Here is a 16,037-nt window from a genome sequence, read left to right as displayed (position 1 = left end):
GAAGGGATGACATGCTCCTGATCAAGGGTGGAACAGTTGTTACGTCGGAAAGGCAGTTTCGCGCAGACGTCTTATGTGACGATGACGGGCTGATTGCAGACGTTCAGCCGGATATGGACGCGCCGACTGGCAGCACGATTATCGAAGCCGACGGACTGCTTGTCATGCCGGGCGGTATAGATCCTCATACCCATATGGAAATGCCTTTCATGGGCACGACGGCCAGTGATGATTTTTATACTGGCACAGCCGCCGGTTTGGCGGGCGGTAATACCAGCATTATCGACTTCGTCATTCCCGATCACAAGCAGTCCCTCCATGATGCCTGGAAAGCATGGCGGGACAAGGCTGAGAAAGCGGCTGCCGATTATGGCTTTCATGTCGCGGTAACGCATTGGGATGACCAGGTTCATAAAGACATGGGCACGCTTGTGCGGGAGTGTGGCGTCAATTCCTTCAAGCACTTCATGGCCTATAAAAATGCCCTGATGGTGGATGATGAGACGTTTCTCAATTCCATGCGTCGTGCGGGAGAACTGGGTGCTTTATGTACCGTACACGCTGAAAATGGGGACGCTGTTTCTTTCCTTCAGGAAACGTTCCTGAAAGCGGGGAAAACCGGCCCAGACGCTCATCCATTGTCCCGTCCGGCCAGTGTTGAAGGAGAGGCGGCTCAACGGGCTATTACGCTGGCTTCTGTTAGCAAAACCCCACTTTACATTGTGCATGTTTCTACACGGGAAGCGACGGAAGCCATAGCTGCGGCCCGTCTGCGCGGGTTGGAAGTTTACGGAGAAGTTCTCCCTCAGCATCTGGTTTTTGATGAAAGCGTTTATCAGTCTTCAGACTGGTTGCAGGCGTCCCGGTACGTCATGAGCCCGCCATTTCGAGAAAAATCCCACCAGCAGGCGCTATGGGGAGGGCTCTCTTCAGGGCAGTTACAGACTACGGCAACGGATCACTGCTGTTTCTGCCGTTCCCAGAAAGAAATGGGGCTGACGAATTTCACGCGTATTCCCAATGGTGTGCCTGGTATTGAAGACCGAATGAGCATCCTGTGGCATCATGGGGTTACAAGCGGAAAGCTGACCCCAGAACAGTTCGTTGCAGTAACGTCCGCCAATACAGCGCGTATTTTCAACCTGCATACGCGGAAGGGGCTGATTGCTGCGGGTGCGGATGCAGATATCGTTCTGTGGGACCCGCTGGCGACCCGAACCATTTCGTCGGCCACACATCACCAGAATGTTGATTACAACATTTACGAAGGCATCACGGTGACGGGAGTGGCGAAAAAAACCATCAGTCAGGGGCGTGTAGTCTGGGACGATGGGACGTTGAGAGCCGAGCGCGGGCAGGGCCGGTATGTGGAACGCAAACCTTTTAGGATTGGCGGTACGAGACCCTCGAATGGCGCGGAGACAGCGTGATGAACGAGTTGAAAAATGAAAGCCTGTGTGCTGTGGCGATGAGCGAAGGGCGTAACTGGTTGCCCTTCAGTGCCAACAGGTTGGTGAACGGTCGGGGCGATCATCGTGTCGTGGCGTCAGCCAAGGGCCCTTATTATACGATGGCCGACGGACGCACCGTGTTTGATACTCTGTCCGGGCTGTGGTGTACGCCGCTCGGACATGGGCATCCACGCATTGTCGAAGCTCTGCGTCAGCAAGCCGAAACGCTCGATTTTGCACCCGGATTCCAAATGACACATGCTCCGGCGGTGACGCTGGCGGCGCGAATTGCCAAGATGGCTCCAGAAGGACTGGAGCATGTTTTCTTTGCAAATTCAGGATCGGAAGCCGTTGATACGGCTTTGAAAATTGCCATAGGTTTCCATAAGTTACGGGGAGATGGCGGTCGTTTTCGTCTGATCGGACGGGAACGTGGGTATCACGGCGTCGGGTTTGGCGGGATGTCCGTTGGTGGCATTGTCTCCAACCGGAAAATGTTTGCGACAGTTATGATGCCGGGTGTCGATCACCTTCGCCATCCTTATGACCACGCCCATGTTGCCTTTTCAAAAGGACAGCCGGAGTGGGGTGCCTGTTTGGCAGATGATCTTGAAAGGCTGGTGGCGCTTCATGATGCTTCCACTATTGCGGCTGTGATCGTCGAACCTGTGCAGGGGTCCACAGGTGTGTTGGTTCCTCCTGTCGGGTATCTCCAAAAGCTCAGGGAAATCTGCACAAAGCACGGTATTCTTCTTATTTTTGACGAAGTAATTACCGGATTTGGCCGAATGGGAGAGAATTTCGCATCCCAGAGATTCGGTGTCACGCCTGACATGATTACGTTTGCAAAGGCCGTGACCAACGGAATTGTTCCGATGGGTGGTGTTATCGTTACGTCTGAAATCTACAAGACATTCATGAACGGGCCCGAAAGTGCGATAGAGTTCGCACATGGCTACACCTATTCTGGACATCCTCTGGCTGCCGCTGTTGCTCATACCGTCCTCGATATTATGGAAGAGGAAGGAATAAATGGGCGGGTAAAGGCCCTTGAGTCAGTTTTGGAAGAAGAAGTGCATGCGCTTCGGGATTTAAAGTCAGTCAAGGACTTGAGAAATATCGGCCTTACTGCGGCTATCGAACTTGTTCCTGCGCCTGAAAAATCTGCTCTCCGAAGTGTTCAGCTCTTTGAATATGGTTTGCAGAAGGGGGTGTTGCTCAGAGTGACGGGAGATATAATTTCCTTTGGACCGCCATTTATTTCAACTCCAGAGCAGATCAAAGAGATGATTCAAAAGGTAAGAAAGGTTCTTCTGAAATGCGAAGAAGATTTCTAATATATTTGATTTAAAAGTCAGATTTTTAAAAATAATGATTGAGAGACGAGTGATGCTTCCGTCACTCGGCTAAACCTGTTTTCTATTTATTCCATAAGCGCCTTCAATATTTTTTCAGATTTTCATTGACCCAAAAATACAAATTATTTCATTATTATATCGTAATATATATGAGCGGTGTTGCTCTCGCTGTCCGAGTGTCGGAGAAGAAAAAGTGAAAACACTGGTTTCTCGTTTGCTGCTTGGTACGATCCTGGGTTCGATGACGTTTGTGGGAGCCTCCCAAAACGCCAAGGCTGCCAAGTCCTCACACGCTCGGCATACGCTGCTCAGGCAGCCTGTCACGCCTTCGTCTTCAAAGTTTCGTCCTCGTCGGACATCCCTGATGTCAGTTGATGAAGAAAATGTTGGAGTTAGGGGGTCAAGGCGTGCACACGATTCCGGCGGCGGTATGATGCGCGCCGAAACGGCTCCGTATGCGGTGCAGTCTGTCGGGAAGCAGTATATCGAGATGAGAAGCCCCACTTCCACGGGGCTGGACGTCGTTCAAAATCTACCGAGTGTCAGTATCGCGATGCCTGATACATCGGGAATAAAAGGTGGTGCCTTGTATATGAGAGGCTTCACTGATGCTGATACCGCGTTACTGCTGGATGGTGCTCCTGCGTCTTTGGCGGCGTATCTTCAGCAGAATGTGGATGCAGAAAATATCGAGACCGTGACCATGACACCTGGGAGTTCTCCCATTGATGCTCCGGCCTCCAACGCTACAGCTGGCACACTTGATGAACGAACACGGACACCGAGCAAGAAAGCCGGTGGAAGCATGGATTTTTCCTATGGTACCAATAATATGTCGCGTGAGTTCGTACGGTTGGAATCCGGAGAAATCGGAAACTCTGGGATCAGGTCTTACATCTCGGTTTCAAACACACATTCGCGCCAATGGATGGGTGCGGGGACAAACCGGAGAACGCATGTTGATGTTGGATTATTTAAGGAATTTACGAATGGATCGACCGTAAAATTTTTTGGGTCGTGGAACAATTCAATGTTTACGATTGATGCCTATCCCGATGCCAAGACGTTTTACAATTACAAACATACTGGCAATGGATATAATCGCACAGATATCTGGGATCGAAATTCCGCGTCCGCCGGGAATTATTGGCAGGGAAATATTGACTCCTGGAACCAGTTTTTCGTCACCACGCAAGCCCATATTATTATCAATAAACGTCTGAGTTTTGATCTCTCTCCTTATTTTGCCACTGGCTTTGGATGGGACGGTTCTTCGGCAGGGACGCCATCGTTCACAGGGTCAACATATTATTACGGAAATAGACAAAAAGTGGATGCTTCGGCTCCCTTAAGCACCTACTGGGCGCAGCATTGGTCGCCTCAGGTCGGGCTTGTGGCCAAGCTGGGATATGACATTGACCGCCATAATCATCTGTCTTTTGGCTATTGGTATGAAAACAATGCCGTTGATTATTTCTTCCCGACCATGGCGACGCAGGAAAGTGGTCGCAATGCAAAAACCAATGATGCGGCCTATAAGCTTTATACGGCAAACGGGCAGGAAGCCATTTACAGGTATGATGCCGGTTATGAACTGAACTCGTTCTTTATCGAGGATACTGCAAAATACTTTAAGGACCGTTTGCTTGTGAATGCTGGGTTTAAATATGTCATGTCTAATTACTGGGACAGGGCTTCAGGCTTAAGCAAGTTCACTATTGGTGCAAATTCGACAGCACCATTGCCGCATCTATCAGTTTCGTACAAATTGGATACGCATAGTCAGATTTACCTGAATGCGGAGGGAGATTTCCGGCAACCCTCTCCATCCCAGCTTTCCGCTTCCACGTCTTTACCAAAAAATCAGTATTCGATTACCGAGCAGATTGGGTACCGCTACAATAACCGGTACCTGACTGTTGATATTGCAGCGTTTAATTCAAATATTACTAATCGACTGTTGACAACCTATCTTCCTAATACGGCGTACGCTGTTTCAAATGCAGGTAACCAAACCATTCGTGGTTTTGATGTCATGATTGCAGGGCGCGAGGTTCATCATTTCAGTCCTTATGCATCTGTCGAGTATCTGCACGGTACGTTTGATTCTAATATTCCTTATGGAGACACTTATCTTCCAACAAAAGGGAAGCAATCTATTTTGACGCCTCGGTTGCTAGCGAATTTTGGTCTGACCTATAGCAATGCCGGGTTTTTTGGGAATTTCAGCCTTCACTACACAGGGCCTCAATCTGTAACGCTTGTAAATGACCAGAGGATGTCTGGGTTCGTCACGAATACACTTGCGCTTGGATATCATTTTAAACCTCTTTATTTTCTTAAGACACCGACATTTCGCCTGAATTTTTCAAATCTAACAGGGTCAATCATTCGCGTCGGGACAACCGGGATTACCAATAACTATCGCAACGTCACGTTGCTCAACGGTAGCACTCTTGCCGGAGGCAACGGTGCGTCCTTTTATGTTCTTCCCAGATTTTCAATGACCGGTACAATCTCTTCGGATTTTTGATATTGAAACTATGAATTGCAAATCCTCGTCCTAAAGAAGGACGTGCAGGAAAATAACAGGTGTGTTTTTGTATGGATGTCTCGTGACAATAATTCTGTTGTTTTATCGAGATGATATCAAGCGCTGAATCCTACTCGCGGGCTGATTGGAAATGGAGTGTTCAAGCAACGATTTTACCAATTTTAGATAACCGGTCTGCGGGAAAGTTGTGCTATTTGGCAGGATTTTCTCAGTTTTGTTGTCACAAATCTTTCGATAACGCCCACGTTTTTTAACCGGTTCCTGCACCAATCCGATACAGAGAAGTTCTATATTATTTTTGGTCATACGTGAGATAATGATATTTCGTTTTTATTCGCGAAAACAATTTTTTACCTCCTGTAACTCAATCAGAGTGCAGGAAAGAAATCTTTCATGTTCAGGACGGCTTCTTATCGTCGGCGGTTTTTATATGGCACGATGCTGGGGGCCTGCTGCACGTCCTTGATATCGCCTCCTGCTGATGCGCGGGAAGGGGGTGATACAGATCGCGACAGCACTGTATCGGCTGAGAATGTCATCGTAACGGGAACTCGTACGGCAGTTAAAGCTTCTCGAAGCATGGCCCCTATTGCCATTTTCACGGCAAATGATCTGAGGAAAACCGGCCAGACCAGTCTGCGGAATGCCCTGACGGCGCTCGACCCTTCCATCAATAATACACCTGGCTATCCTGGTCAGCTCGGTTTTACGACGAAAACCATGTCCCTGCGCGGCCTCCCAGCTAATGAAACGCTGGTCCTTGTGAATGGCAAGCGTCGGCATACGATGTCTTCCGTGTTTTATGGAGGCGCGATGCAAGGGCAGTCACCTGTCGATCTGGATCTGATTCCCTTTTCCGCAGTGGATCACGTCGAAATTCTCAAGGACGGTGCTGCTGCTCAATATGGATCGGATGCCATCGCGGGAGTGATCAACATTATCCTCAAATCTGCCAACCATGGAGGAAGTGCTGAATTAGGGTACAATCAGTATGGTTGGACCGTAGGTCCTTTGGGAGACTACGGGCGTGGGGGTAACCTGAATTATAATCAGGGCTTTAAAATCGGACGTAGCGGGTTTCTGAACATCACGGCAGAATTCGTTGGAAATCAGGCGACCAATACCGCTGGATATGTTCCCAGAACGCAGGGTGGAAAGGCCGTTCTTCTCTATCCCCTTCTGGCGAATGGGCAGCAGGACCCGCGAGAGAACGGAAACCGGTATCGTCAAATCTCGGGGCAGCCTGAGTCTCAACGACAGAGCATTGCCTATAATATGGAGGTGCCTCTTTCGGACGCCGCGACATTTTATTCTTATGGGACATATAGTCACCGTACGGTTTTTGCGTCCGCTTGGTATCGGCCATCCAACTCCCAGCAGAATATCATGAGCGTTTATCCTGAAGGATATCTGCCAACTGATACGACGGAAGACCATGATTTTCAGATCACAAATGGTGTTCGTGGTCGTGATTTCTTTGGGTGGCAGTGGGATGCGAGCGTCAATTATGGACGCAATCTCAGCAGCATTGGCATTCAGAACACGCTGAATAACTCTCTGGGTCCAGACAGCCAGCATAAATTCCACCTTCAATCCCTGGATAATTCGGAATTAACCGCAGATTTCGATATCAAGCGCAGTTTTCGAACGGGTCTGTTTTCCAGTCCATTGCAGGTCGCTGGTGGCGTTGAATATCGTTACAATGAATATGGTGTTTCGGCAGGAGAAACAGCGTCATATGCCGATGGCGGTTACGTTTTTCCGGCAAGCTACGTCTTTCCAAATGCCAGTCCAGCTCTGCCGGGCGCGTCTGGTCTGGGTTTTACGTCGCCATCACAGGCAGGAACGCACTCCCGTATGAACGGGGCATTTTATCTGGATCTGACCCAGAAATTGACCAAGGATCTAACGGTCAATCTTTCTGGCCGTGATGAACAGTACAGCGATTTTGGTAATACGCTGAGTGGCAAAGTCTCCTTGCGGTATCAGGTTACGCCATGGCTGGCTTTAAGAGGGTCTGCCAGTAATGGATTTCATGCTCCGACACTTCAGCAGCAGTATTTCCAGAGCACGGCGCTTTATTATTCCGTCCTTCCGAGCACCAACCAGCTTGTGCAGTCCTATACGACCTATGCGTCCGTGGATAATCCGGGTGCGCGTGCTCTTGGGGCGACAGCCCTGAAGCCGGAAACATCACATAACTTCAATGTAGGTTTTGTTCTGACACCCATTAAAAACTTGGATGTTTCTCTGGACGCTTACCGTATCGACATTTTCAATCAGATTGTCCCGATTTCCGTGGCGGGATCCGGTGTTGCGGGCGCCAGAGTACTTGAGATCCTGCATGAGGCTGGTGTTGTGCCGAATGATGGTCGTTACTACGGCTATACTTACGAACGAAACGCCGCGCATACGCGAGCGACAGGTCTCGATCTCCAAGCTCATTATCTGACGCGCTTCGGCCGTGCGGGCTCTGTAACATGGAGCCTGATGATGAACCAGCAGCAGCATCAGATCATTCGGGTCAATCCACTCAACGTCAATTTAGGGTCTGGTATTACGGCCCTGTTCCGCAGTCAGATCGGAAACATCACGACGCTTTATCCGCGCAATACCATTCGCCTGAATGCGACATGGAATATTCAACGCTGGTCCACCACGCTTCGGCTTTCGCGGTACTCTGCAACCAAGCTGCTGAGTGATCGAGGGGCGGCTTATGATGAAACCGTTGCTCCGGCATGGCTGGTGGATTTCGATCTGACCTATCGCTTCCCGAACCGCATCAAAGTGTCCGTTGGCGGCAATAACGTTTTCAATCATCGCCCGCAGACCCTGAGTGCAACAGCCCAGAGTGCTGCGTCTCTTCTTCAGGTGAACCCGAACTACAGTTCCGCCGCCATCTACGGGGCGGAGGGAGGATATTACTATGGCAAAGTTGCCTGGAGCTGGTGAATTCATGATCCTGACACGTCGACGCAGCCTTATGCTCGGGCTGACAGGTCTTTCCCTTGCTGCGGTCAACTGGCATGGCATTTCAGGGGCTTACGCCGCAGAACCTCTGCGGATCGGAGATCAGAAGGGCGGAGCACGCTCTCTTCTGAAGGCAGCAGGAATAGGAGATAACGCTTCGTCACCCCTTCAGTGGAGCCTGTTTGCCGGGGCTCCCATGCTGATACAGGCGTTGACGGCAAAGGCTATTGATGCCGGGGTTATTGGAGATGCGCCGCTGGTCTTTGCCCAGAGTGGGTCTGACGAAATCAGGGCTATCGCTGGTGTGCAAACGGATGGAACGACAACGGCTGTCGTCGTGCAGCCAGACAGTACCGTCCGATCTGTCGCGGATCTGAAAGGAAAGCGTATTGCGACCCTGAAGGGACAGACGGGACATTATCTTGTTCTGGCGGCACTGAAAGCGGCGGGGCTTCAAGCGACCGATGTTCGGTTTGTTTTCATTCCACCTGTAGCGGCAAAACTGGCCTTACAAACGGGTGCCGTAGATGCATGGGCAACATGGGGGCCCTACATTTCGGACGCCAAGGTCTCCAATGGAGCACGGGAGATCGTAAACGGCGGTCAGCTGATGAGCGGTCTGAGCTATGTCGTTGCCACTCGCGAAGCGTTAGAAAAGAACCGGGAAGGGCTGGTGAGTTATGTGCAGCAGCTCAAGGCCGGGCATCAGTGGATGCAAACCCATGCAGACGATTATGCCAAGGTGTGGGCAGAAGAAGTCGGCTTGTCCCTTCCTGTAGCGAAGGATGTCGTACGCTCGATGCGGGGGACGATTATTTCCCTGACGCCAGATATCGTTGCCAAGCAACAGCAGGTTTCTGACTTCATGACTGAAACGGGAATGATCTCTGGAAGACTGAATGCGCAGGCCGTCATGGATGGCAGTTTCACGTTCTGAGAAAAGGGTTGCAGATGTCTTATTCACCAGGCCGCAGCTTCGCACTTGGAGCGTATCTGACCGGTTCCGCCACGAACGGAGATGCCTGGCGGGCACCGGGTGAAGATGTGGACGCGGATATCAGTTTTGAACGGTATCGTTCGTATGTGGATCTGCTGGAGCAGGGCCGCTTTGACAGTATCTTTCTGTACGATAACGTGCTGCCAATCCCTGACCCTTCAGTGATTGCTGACATGCCTTCGCTGGCTCGGTGGGACACTTTTACGCTTTTGTCTGCGCTGGCTGTCACATCGCGGCATATCGGCCTGATCGGTACGGCCAGCACAACATTCAATGAGCCATATAATGTGGCCCGGCGTATCGCCTCGCTGGATCGGTTGAGTAATGGACGTGCTGGCTGGAATGTCGTGACTGCGACGGGTGGAGGTGAAAACTTCAATCTGCCACGACATGTCGATCATCAGGAGCGTTACGAGCGCGCACATGAATTTGTGGATGTCGTGACTGGGCTCTGGAAGAGCGTACAACCGGATGCGATATTGCGGGACAAAGAAAGCGGTCAATGGCTCGATCCGGCCAAGGTTCACCCCCTTAATCACAAGGGGCGCTTTTACAGTGTTGCGGGCCCGCTGAATGCGCCGCCTCCGGTCCAGAGCCGTCCCGTTTTGGCGCAGGCAGGTGCGTCCGGGGCAGGGAAGGAACTGGCGGCGCGCATTGGTGAAGTCATTTACACGGCAGAATATGATCCTGCCGCGGGACGGGATTACAGGGCAGATGTTCTGGATCGGGCACGACGCTATGGCCGAACAGACGCGCATTTGCGGATTCTTCCAGGACTGGCGCCTTTCGTGGGGCGAACGGAAGATGAAGCGCGTGGGAAATTTGAAACCTATCTGAGCTACCTGAATCGAGCGGAGGTTCTGCGCAGTTTTTCCGCTTATGCCAGCTTGGGGATTGATCTGTCTCAGTGGCCAGACGAACAACCCATCCGACTAAAAGACGTGGAGGAGACCAATAGCCACAAGAGCCGACAATCGCTTATTGTGGACTGGATCAGGCGTGAAGCTCCTACGACAAAGGATGTCCTCAAAACCTTCACCAAAGGTGGCCATCGTATTCTTGTGGGGACGCCTCAGTCCATTGTGGATGATATGGAAGGCTGGTATCGCACCGGCGCTTCGGATGGCTTCAATATCATGTTCACGTCTGCTCCGGATGGTATTCGGGATTTTGTGACATTGGTTGTTCCCGAACTGCAAAAACGTGGGCTTCTGCGCCGGGAATATGCTGGCCGTACGCTGCGTGAGAACTTGGGCTTGCCGCTTCTTTGAAGCTATAAAATGCCGGATTTATTGTTTTATAGCGTGCCTTTAGAGCCTGAATCTCACTGTCGTAAGTCTGGACAATGGACTGGATGCAGGTCAGATGTGTCAGAGCCTCCTGAAAGGTCTCAATCGCCTTGTTGAGCAAGGATGTTTCTTCCGATGAAGACATGGCCAGACTGATGCACTCGAAAAGCTGAGAGGTCAGTCCATACGTGGCACAGGCACGGGTTCTGGCAAGATTTCTGTCGAGGGTTTCCAGTGAGTGTCAGATTTCCCGTTTCCCCAGAGCAGGACGAAAACGAACGGGAATCCCGCGTCTGAAATGGAAACCGGATTGCAGACGAATCAGCACAGCAGGGCTCGTTTCGTAGAAGCCCTTTGTAGAAGAACGGAGGCTCCGGGTTGCTGAAAACCCTAAAAGCCATTTATTTTCAATAACTTAAATGTGGTGCGAGCTGCGGGACTCGAACCCGCACGCCCTTACGGACTCGAGATTTTAAGTCTCGTGCGTCTACCATTCCGCCAAGCTCGCACACGCCTCATGCTGCGCGCAGCAGGGCGGTCCCGTTTTCGCGCAACCAGCGCTCCGCTGCAAGACGTCCTGGGCGACCATTTGAGCAAAAATGATCAACAAGAGCCCAAAAATCGGCACCATGATCAAAATGTCTGAGATGGGCGAGTTCGTGGATGATGACGTAGTCCCGAATTTCAACCGGTGTCATCAGCAGGCGCCAACTTAGCATAATGCGACCCTGACGGGTGCAACTGCCCCAGCGTGTTCGGACGTCTCGTAAATCCAGACGGGAAGGAACAAGTTGCATTCTTTCGCTGTGGCGTTTTACGGCGGTATCCAGACGGTCTTTTGCAAGTTTAAGCAAAAAGTCCCGCACTCTGCGTTCGGTATGCTCGGCATCTCCGCTCACATGAAGCCCGTCATCGTCCAACCATGTACCGCGACGTGCAGTCGGTTCATGGAAAATGGGGACGAGGTTGCCTTCGATCATGATGTCATGCCCATGCGCCAGAACCGGCTTTTCAGGCAAGGACGTTAGAGACGTCGAAATCCAGTCCATATGTTGCTGGACGAACGCCAATCCCTGTTTGCGACTTATACGATCAGGCATTGTTACAATGACGCTGCCTTGCATGGCATCAATCCGCAGGGTCATGCGGCGGGCACGTTTCGAACGTCGCCAGACAAGGGGGACGGTCGGAGGAAGCATGAAAGGTGTTCTAGCCGGACTGCTTCAAGGACATGCAGGGGGGCGAGTTTTCAGGCCACTCTCCAGGCCAGTCCACAATGTAATTTTCTAATGAGCCCGCGTGCCGTTCGCTGATGCAACGACCGCCAGCAGATGCACCGGACGTGTGGACGCTGTCACGGGTGCCGCTGCGAAGGGGGTGCCATTCAGGCAGGTCAAAGCCGTCACGCAGTAATCGGTATGCGCAGCTTGGGGGAAGCCAGTCGATGTCCGCAAGGAGTTCCGGTGTCAGTGTGATGCAGTCTGGAACTTTGCGATGGCGCTTGAGATAACTCGTGCACCGGCAGGTCTGCGTATCCAGAAGGCGGCAGGCGACCGTTGTATAGACGACTTCTTCCGTATCTTCATCGCGTAGCTTGTTCAGGCAGCAGCGCCCGCATCCATCACACAGGGATTCCCATTGTTCAGGTGTCATCTGGTCCAGAGGCGTGGTCTGCCAGAAAAAAGGTACGGACGTCATGGACGATCCAGTATCACACACCCGACTGTCAGGAGAACTGCCATTGTGCAGGACAGAAGTGCGGCTGGGAGCAGAAGGGGCAGCCAGATCAGTCGTACACGCGTTGAGAATTTGGCGCCTAGCCCTATTGCTGCGCGCGTTGTGCCAGCAGGCATACCTAAAAGTGTAGCTCCGAATGGAAGCATAACAGCAGGAGAGATTAAGCCGCCCTGAAGCACATCATAATATCGTCCGGCGAATATCACGCCTGCTTTATGTAGCTCAGGAAGGGCGAAGGCGAGCGCGGGCCCTGGCAAAAGAACCAGAAGACCTAACAATCGTACATATCTGGCGGGAAGCAGGCGCATCAACAGTGTGATGACGGCGCACCCCAGAAGCAGTCCTGAGAGAATGGGCGCCAGATGAAGGCGGAGGGAGAGGGCCATCATGGCTGCTTGCTGCCATACCAATCCTGGAATCTCTGCTCCAGTTGATCCCCGTATTTTGTCCAGAATGCTTCGTTGACGGGTAATATTATCCCGTTAGGCGCTACTGCGCTGTCAGGGGTGTCATCCAGATGCAGGGATGTTTTGTTGAGGTGCTCAAGCGTTTTTGTGGCTACTTCGTTTGGCGTGTTGGCAGGAATCGCCCAGTAAAGGGGGGTACGAAGGACCACATCCGGTTGAGCAACAAACAGCGAGGATGCCGGACCAGCCTTCACTTTTGTGCTGACGCTGGAAATTTCTGCCATGGGAGCGCTGGTCATCAACGCGCTGCTTTGTTCCATGATGCGCGCGGCATCGTCTGGCGTTTTCCACCACACGATATAGGGGCGTAGCAGATCCAGCTTATGGAAGGCGCGATCCACACCAGCATGCGTGGAGAGTGCTGTGTAGATATCTCTTGGATCGATACCATCAGCAAGAAGCGCGATTTCAAGGGTTGTGCGTGCACTCAGGCGAAGACCGCGTCTGCCAGGATGGCGGGCAACATCCCAGAAATCTTTCCAGCCAGGAGCGGACGGCAGGCGAGACCTGTCCCAGGCGAGGGCAAGTGTGCTCTGGCCTCCAGGAACGCCGCATGATGTGTTGTTCTCAATAGGGCGAACCCAGTTCTTCTGGCAGGCTTCTGAAAGCTGGCTTCCGTTCAACAGGACTGCCGCCCAGTCCGCTCTTGCAGCATGGACGCCAACATCCAGAGTTGTCTTCTGACCATCCCACTCAATCAGTCGTATTGTGCTGTCTGCTCCTGCCAAAGCGTTGGCAGCGACAGTTCCTTCCGGGACACCCCAGCCTGGTGCAGGTGGAGCAGCTGATTTTGTATTTTTCCGGTGTTTCGCGACGGAGTGTGTTCTGGAATGTTTATGCGCATGAGCCGAGGCTTCGGGTGTTGAGAAAACAGACGTGACACTTTGGCCAATATGCGAAAAGAATCTTTCCACACTCGCGGATGCACTCTGCGAGGAGCTGGACGTAGTGGCATGGGCAGGCATATTCAGCGGAAGGCACTGAAAAAGCAGAAAACCCGTCAGCAGGCGTGAAGGACGTAAGGCACGACCGAGACCCGCCCGGATACAGACCGGGAGCGTTTGTCGCAAAAGGGAGGCGGGCCGGGACAGATGACGATCCTTAGTTCAGGGAGAAACGAGAGCGGGCCAGAAACCCACTATAAAGCGGCGGCACTTTAATACAGGTCGGGCCGAAGCGGAAAGGCCGTCGCATGTCCTGCCGGCCAGGCTAATTGGACGGGGGAGCCGGGGCGGGGGAGTTTCTGTGTTTGAAGGGGAGGGCGACGAAGCTCGATTTCGGTGCCCTCCGGGCAACGGACTCGCATTCTTATGTGGTCCCCGAGATGCACGGTCTCTGTCAGGGCGCCGCGTACAGGCGGCATATCCTCATCTTCCAGTCCAAGAGACTGTGTGCCGAAGAAAGGAGAAATCCGGTCAGGTCGGACGCAGACCAGACAGGCTTGTCCTTCAGCCAACTCGCTCTCGGAGGCCAGGGCTTCAACAACTCCGCCGCACGCAAGTTGGATGCGCGCAATATCATCCCCGATATCGAGAACCTGCCCGGTCAGGCAGTTGGCCTCCCCGAAAAGTGTAGCAACCTCGACGCCTGCCGGACGGTCGTAGAGGTCCGCGGCGGGGCCAGACTGAAGGAGCGTCTGATTTTGGAAAAACGCAATAGAGCCTCCTGCCCGTAAGGCGTCTTCTTTGCTGGGAACACTCTGAAGGATGCTGAGATCACGGGCGCGCGTCAGTTTTGAAAGCAGGGATGCCATTCGACGTGCTGCCTGTGGATCCAGTGCGGCGAACGGATTGTCGAGCAGGAGGACGGCGGGGGATGTAACAAGTGCTCTTGCAAGCATGGTCCGCAGTGTTTGTTCTGGTGAAAGGCTGCGAGGTGCTGCTTTCCCCAGGCCATCCAACCCGAGAAGGGACATCATTCTACCCGCGCCAGCGTCAGCTTCTGCGTGTTTTTGCCCCTGAGCGCGGAGTGCGAAAACGATATTGCTCTGTACATCCAGATGGGGAAACAGCGGGTCCCGGGTGCTGATCAACGTCACACCGCGCTGACCAGCCGGGCGTGATGTGATGTCGGTGCCGCATACAAGAACTCGGCCACCCATTGAAGGAGAAAACCCGGCGATCAGATCCAGAATACCGGACAGCACGGCTGTGTCTGTACCATACGCTGTCACCGTCTCGCCTTGAGGAACAGACAGATCGAAGGCTTCCGCCTGTAAACCGAGACGAAGTGCCTCCAGTTGAAGGGCCATCGTTACACGTGGAGCGGCCTGACCTCTGGGGTTGGTAAGTGGAGCGCCGGGTGGGCGGGGCATGCAACCTCTGATAATGGTTTTGCGTTTGAAGTGAGATACAGGGCTTGATTCCCAAGCCCCTACTATATTGCAATGAGGGTTTGAACATGAGCCGTGATACCGTCAAGAAGAACATCGAAGTCGCTGCAGAAACCACGCAGGAGCAGATTGACAGTCTTCGCAAGCAGGTCGAACAGATTCTGAACGACTATGTCAGCCCTATGCTGCTTCAGGCTGCTGATCGCACGGAGCACGCCGTTGCAAATGCCCGTAAAATCACGGATCATGAAATCGAAAATGTATCGACGCGTGTGCAGTCGCGGCCTATCGCCGCTATTCTGATCTCGGCTGTGGTCGGTTTCCTGGCGGGCCGTTTTTCCAAGTAATCGGCACGTAACCTTTTCAGGCGGGAAGCAGGCGATGTGCGCAGGCCTGCACCCGTCCTGTTTAGAATAAAGGCGAACGATCCTCCATGAAGCCTATCGAACTCGGTCAGGAAGTCCTGTCCGCCCAAGGCCAGATCCTCTCACGTTCCGCGATGCGAATCGGCCGTCGGGTGGCTTGTGCCCTTGTTGCAGTCGTCTTCCTGTTGTTCGCTGCCATTTCTTTTCATGGCTTCCTGTGGGCTTTCTTTATCAGTGTTGCAGGGCTGAGCTACGTCAAAGCCAGCCTCTGTGTCATCGGTGTGGATATGCTTTTTGTGGTGATCTTCGCTGCGCTGGCGGCCTGGTCCATCCCTGATGTGGTTGAAATCGAGGCTCGTATCCGTCGTGACCGTAAGCTCGTCGAACTGAAACAGTCTATTGCGGTCACCGCCGTGACGGGTCTTTTGCTTGGACCGGCAGGACGTTTTACAGGCCGGAAACTCTTTTCACTCATCAGAAGTTTTTTCAGTCATTCCAAATAAGACATTTTATGACT

General features: G+C 52.5%; 13 protein-coding genes and 1 tRNA gene. 8 read left to right on the top strand and 6 right to left on the bottom strand.

Features of this window, described 5'->3' with window-relative positions; translation table 11 throughout:
• The first annotated feature begins 11 nt into the window (after positions 1-11).
• From hydA to GJA01_RS02665, 6 genes are all read left to right on the top strand, one after another.
• Positions 12-1,430, top strand: a complete 1,419-nt coding sequence (gene hydA, locus GJA01_RS02690) for a dihydropyrimidinase (RefSeq protein WP_062504859.1) — start codon at positions 12-14, stop codon at positions 1,428-1,430.
• Positions 1,430-2,788, top strand: coding sequence for an aspartate aminotransferase family protein (locus GJA01_RS02685; protein WP_062504861.1), 1,359 nt, complete (start codon positions 1,430-1,432; stop codon positions 2,786-2,788). The genes hydA and GJA01_RS02685 overlap by 1 nt, the downstream gene beginning before the upstream one ends.
• A gap of 214 nt (positions 2,789-3,002) precedes the next feature.
• The gene (locus tag GJA01_RS02680) at positions 3,003-5,342 is read left to right on the top strand and encodes a TonB-dependent receptor (RefSeq protein WP_062504862.1); all 2,340 of its coding nucleotides are present in this window, start codon (positions 3,003-3,005) and stop codon (positions 5,340-5,342) included.
• 414 nt (positions 5,343-5,756) lie between these two features.
• Positions 5,757-8,315, top strand: coding sequence for a TonB-dependent receptor plug domain-containing protein (locus GJA01_RS02675; protein ID WP_062504864.1), 2,559 nt, complete (start codon positions 5,757-5,759; stop codon positions 8,313-8,315).
• On the top strand, positions 8,290-9,270 hold the full coding sequence (locus tag GJA01_RS02670; protein WP_253783381.1) for an ABC transporter substrate-binding protein: 981 nt from the start codon (positions 8,290-8,292) through the stop codon (positions 9,268-9,270). Before GJA01_RS02675 ends, GJA01_RS02670 begins: the two co-directional genes overlap by 26 nt.
• A 14-nt stretch (positions 9,271-9,284) precedes the next feature.
• Positions 9,285-10,601, top strand: coding sequence for an LLM class flavin-dependent oxidoreductase (locus GJA01_RS02665; RefSeq protein WP_062504867.1), 1,317 nt, complete (start codon positions 9,285-9,287; stop codon positions 10,599-10,601).
• 440 nt (positions 10,602-11,041) lie between these two features.
• Here the strand turns inward: GJA01_RS02665 and GJA01_RS02655 are convergent.
• The 6 genes from GJA01_RS02655 to GJA01_RS02630 all read right to left on the bottom strand — a co-directional run bounded on the left by GJA01_RS02655 (position 11,042) and on the right by GJA01_RS02630 (position 15,137).
• Positions 11,042-11,127, bottom strand: a tRNA-Leu gene (locus tag GJA01_RS02655).
• A gap of 7 nt (positions 11,128-11,134) precedes the next feature.
• Positions 11,135-11,818 carry a M48 family metallopeptidase gene (locus GJA01_RS02650; protein ID WP_062504869.1) on the bottom strand — a complete coding sequence of 228 codons (684 nt, stop codon included), beginning with the start codon at positions 11,816-11,818 and terminating at the stop codon, positions 11,135-11,137.
• 10 nt (positions 11,819-11,828) lie between these two features.
• Positions 11,829-12,317, bottom strand: a complete 489-nt coding sequence (locus GJA01_RS02645) for a YcgN family cysteine cluster protein (protein WP_061929513.1) — start codon at positions 12,315-12,317, stop codon at positions 11,829-11,831.
• Positions 12,314-12,745 carry a hypothetical protein gene (locus tag GJA01_RS02640; RefSeq protein WP_062504871.1) on the bottom strand — a complete coding sequence of 144 codons (432 nt, stop codon included), beginning with the start codon at positions 12,743-12,745 and terminating at the stop codon, positions 12,314-12,316. The genes GJA01_RS02645 and GJA01_RS02640 overlap by 4 nt, the downstream gene beginning before the upstream one ends.
• Positions 12,742-13,737: an extracellular solute-binding protein gene (locus tag GJA01_RS02635; RefSeq protein WP_253783383.1), complete on the bottom strand. Its 996-nt coding sequence runs from the start codon at positions 13,735-13,737 to the stop codon at positions 12,742-12,744. The genes GJA01_RS02640 and GJA01_RS02635 overlap by 4 nt, the downstream gene beginning before the upstream one ends.
• 242 nt (positions 13,738-13,979) lie before the next feature.
• Positions 13,980-15,137: an ABC transporter ATP-binding protein gene (locus GJA01_RS02630; RefSeq protein WP_062504873.1), complete on the bottom strand. Its 1,158-nt coding sequence runs from the start codon at positions 15,135-15,137 to the stop codon at positions 13,980-13,982.
• A gap of 86 nt (positions 15,138-15,223) precedes the next feature.
• Here GJA01_RS02630 and GJA01_RS02625 point away from each other — a divergent pair, with 86 nt between their 5' ends.
• Both GJA01_RS02625 and GJA01_RS02620 read left to right on the top strand, forming a co-directional pair.
• A complete protein-coding gene (locus GJA01_RS02625; RefSeq protein WP_010505724.1) occupies positions 15,224-15,502 on the top strand; it encodes a hypothetical protein in 279 nt (92 codons plus the stop codon).
• Positions 15,503-15,588: 86 nt separating this feature from the next.
• Positions 15,589-16,023, top strand: a complete 435-nt coding sequence (locus GJA01_RS02620) for a hypothetical protein (RefSeq protein WP_010505726.1) — start codon at positions 15,589-15,591, stop codon at positions 16,021-16,023.
• Positions 16,024-16,037 lie beyond the last annotated feature (14 nt).

Origin of the sequence: Gluconobacter japonicus, assembly GCF_002723975.1 — a bacterium.
Taxonomy (GTDB): domain Bacteria; phylum Pseudomonadota; class Alphaproteobacteria; order Acetobacterales; family Acetobacteraceae; genus Gluconobacter; species Gluconobacter japonicus.
The sequence above is the reverse complement of the archived record's forward strand: the minus strand, read 5'-3'. Positions and strand labels throughout refer to the sequence as shown.

What these genes read in the sequence shown, in the direction of transcription:
- hydA (WP_062504859.1), top strand. Translation starts at nt 12, where the DNA reads ATGCTCCTGATCAAGGGTGGAACAGTTGTTACGTCGGAAAGGCAGTTT.
- GJA01_RS02685 (WP_062504861.1), top strand. Translation starts at nt 1,430, where the DNA reads ATGAACGAGTTGAAAAATGAAAGCCTGTGTGCTGTGGCGATGAGCGAA.
- GJA01_RS02675 (WP_062504864.1), top strand. Translation starts at nt 5,757, where the DNA reads ATGTTCAGGACGGCTTCTTATCGTCGGCGGTTTTTATATGGCACGATG.
- GJA01_RS02670 (WP_253783381.1), top strand. Translation starts at nt 8,290, where the DNA reads ATGGCAAAGTTGCCTGGAGCTGGTGAATTCATGATCCTGACACGTCGA.
- GJA01_RS02665 (WP_062504867.1), top strand. Translation starts at nt 9,285, where the DNA reads ATGTCTTATTCACCAGGCCGCAGCTTCGCACTTGGAGCGTATCTGACC.
- GJA01_RS02650 (WP_062504869.1), bottom strand. Translation starts at nt 11,818, where the DNA reads ATGCTTCCTCCGACCGTCCCCCTTGTCTGGCGACGTTCGAAACGTGCC.
- GJA01_RS02645 (WP_061929513.1), bottom strand. Translation starts at nt 12,317, where the DNA reads ATGACGTCCGTACCTTTTTTCTGGCAGACCACGCCTCTGGACCAGATG.
- GJA01_RS02640 (WP_062504871.1), bottom strand. Translation starts at nt 12,745, where the DNA reads ATGATGGCCCTCTCCCTCCGCCTTCATCTGGCGCCCATTCTCTCAGGA.
- GJA01_RS02630 (WP_062504873.1), bottom strand. Translation starts at nt 15,137, where the DNA reads ATGCCCCGCCCACCCGGCGCTCCACTTACCAACCCCAGAGGTCAGGCC.
- GJA01_RS02625 (WP_010505724.1), top strand. Translation starts at nt 15,224, where the DNA reads ATGAGCCGTGATACCGTCAAGAAGAACATCGAAGTCGCTGCAGAAACC.
- GJA01_RS02620 (WP_010505726.1), top strand. Translation starts at nt 15,589, where the DNA reads ATGAAGCCTATCGAACTCGGTCAGGAAGTCCTGTCCGCCCAAGGCCAG.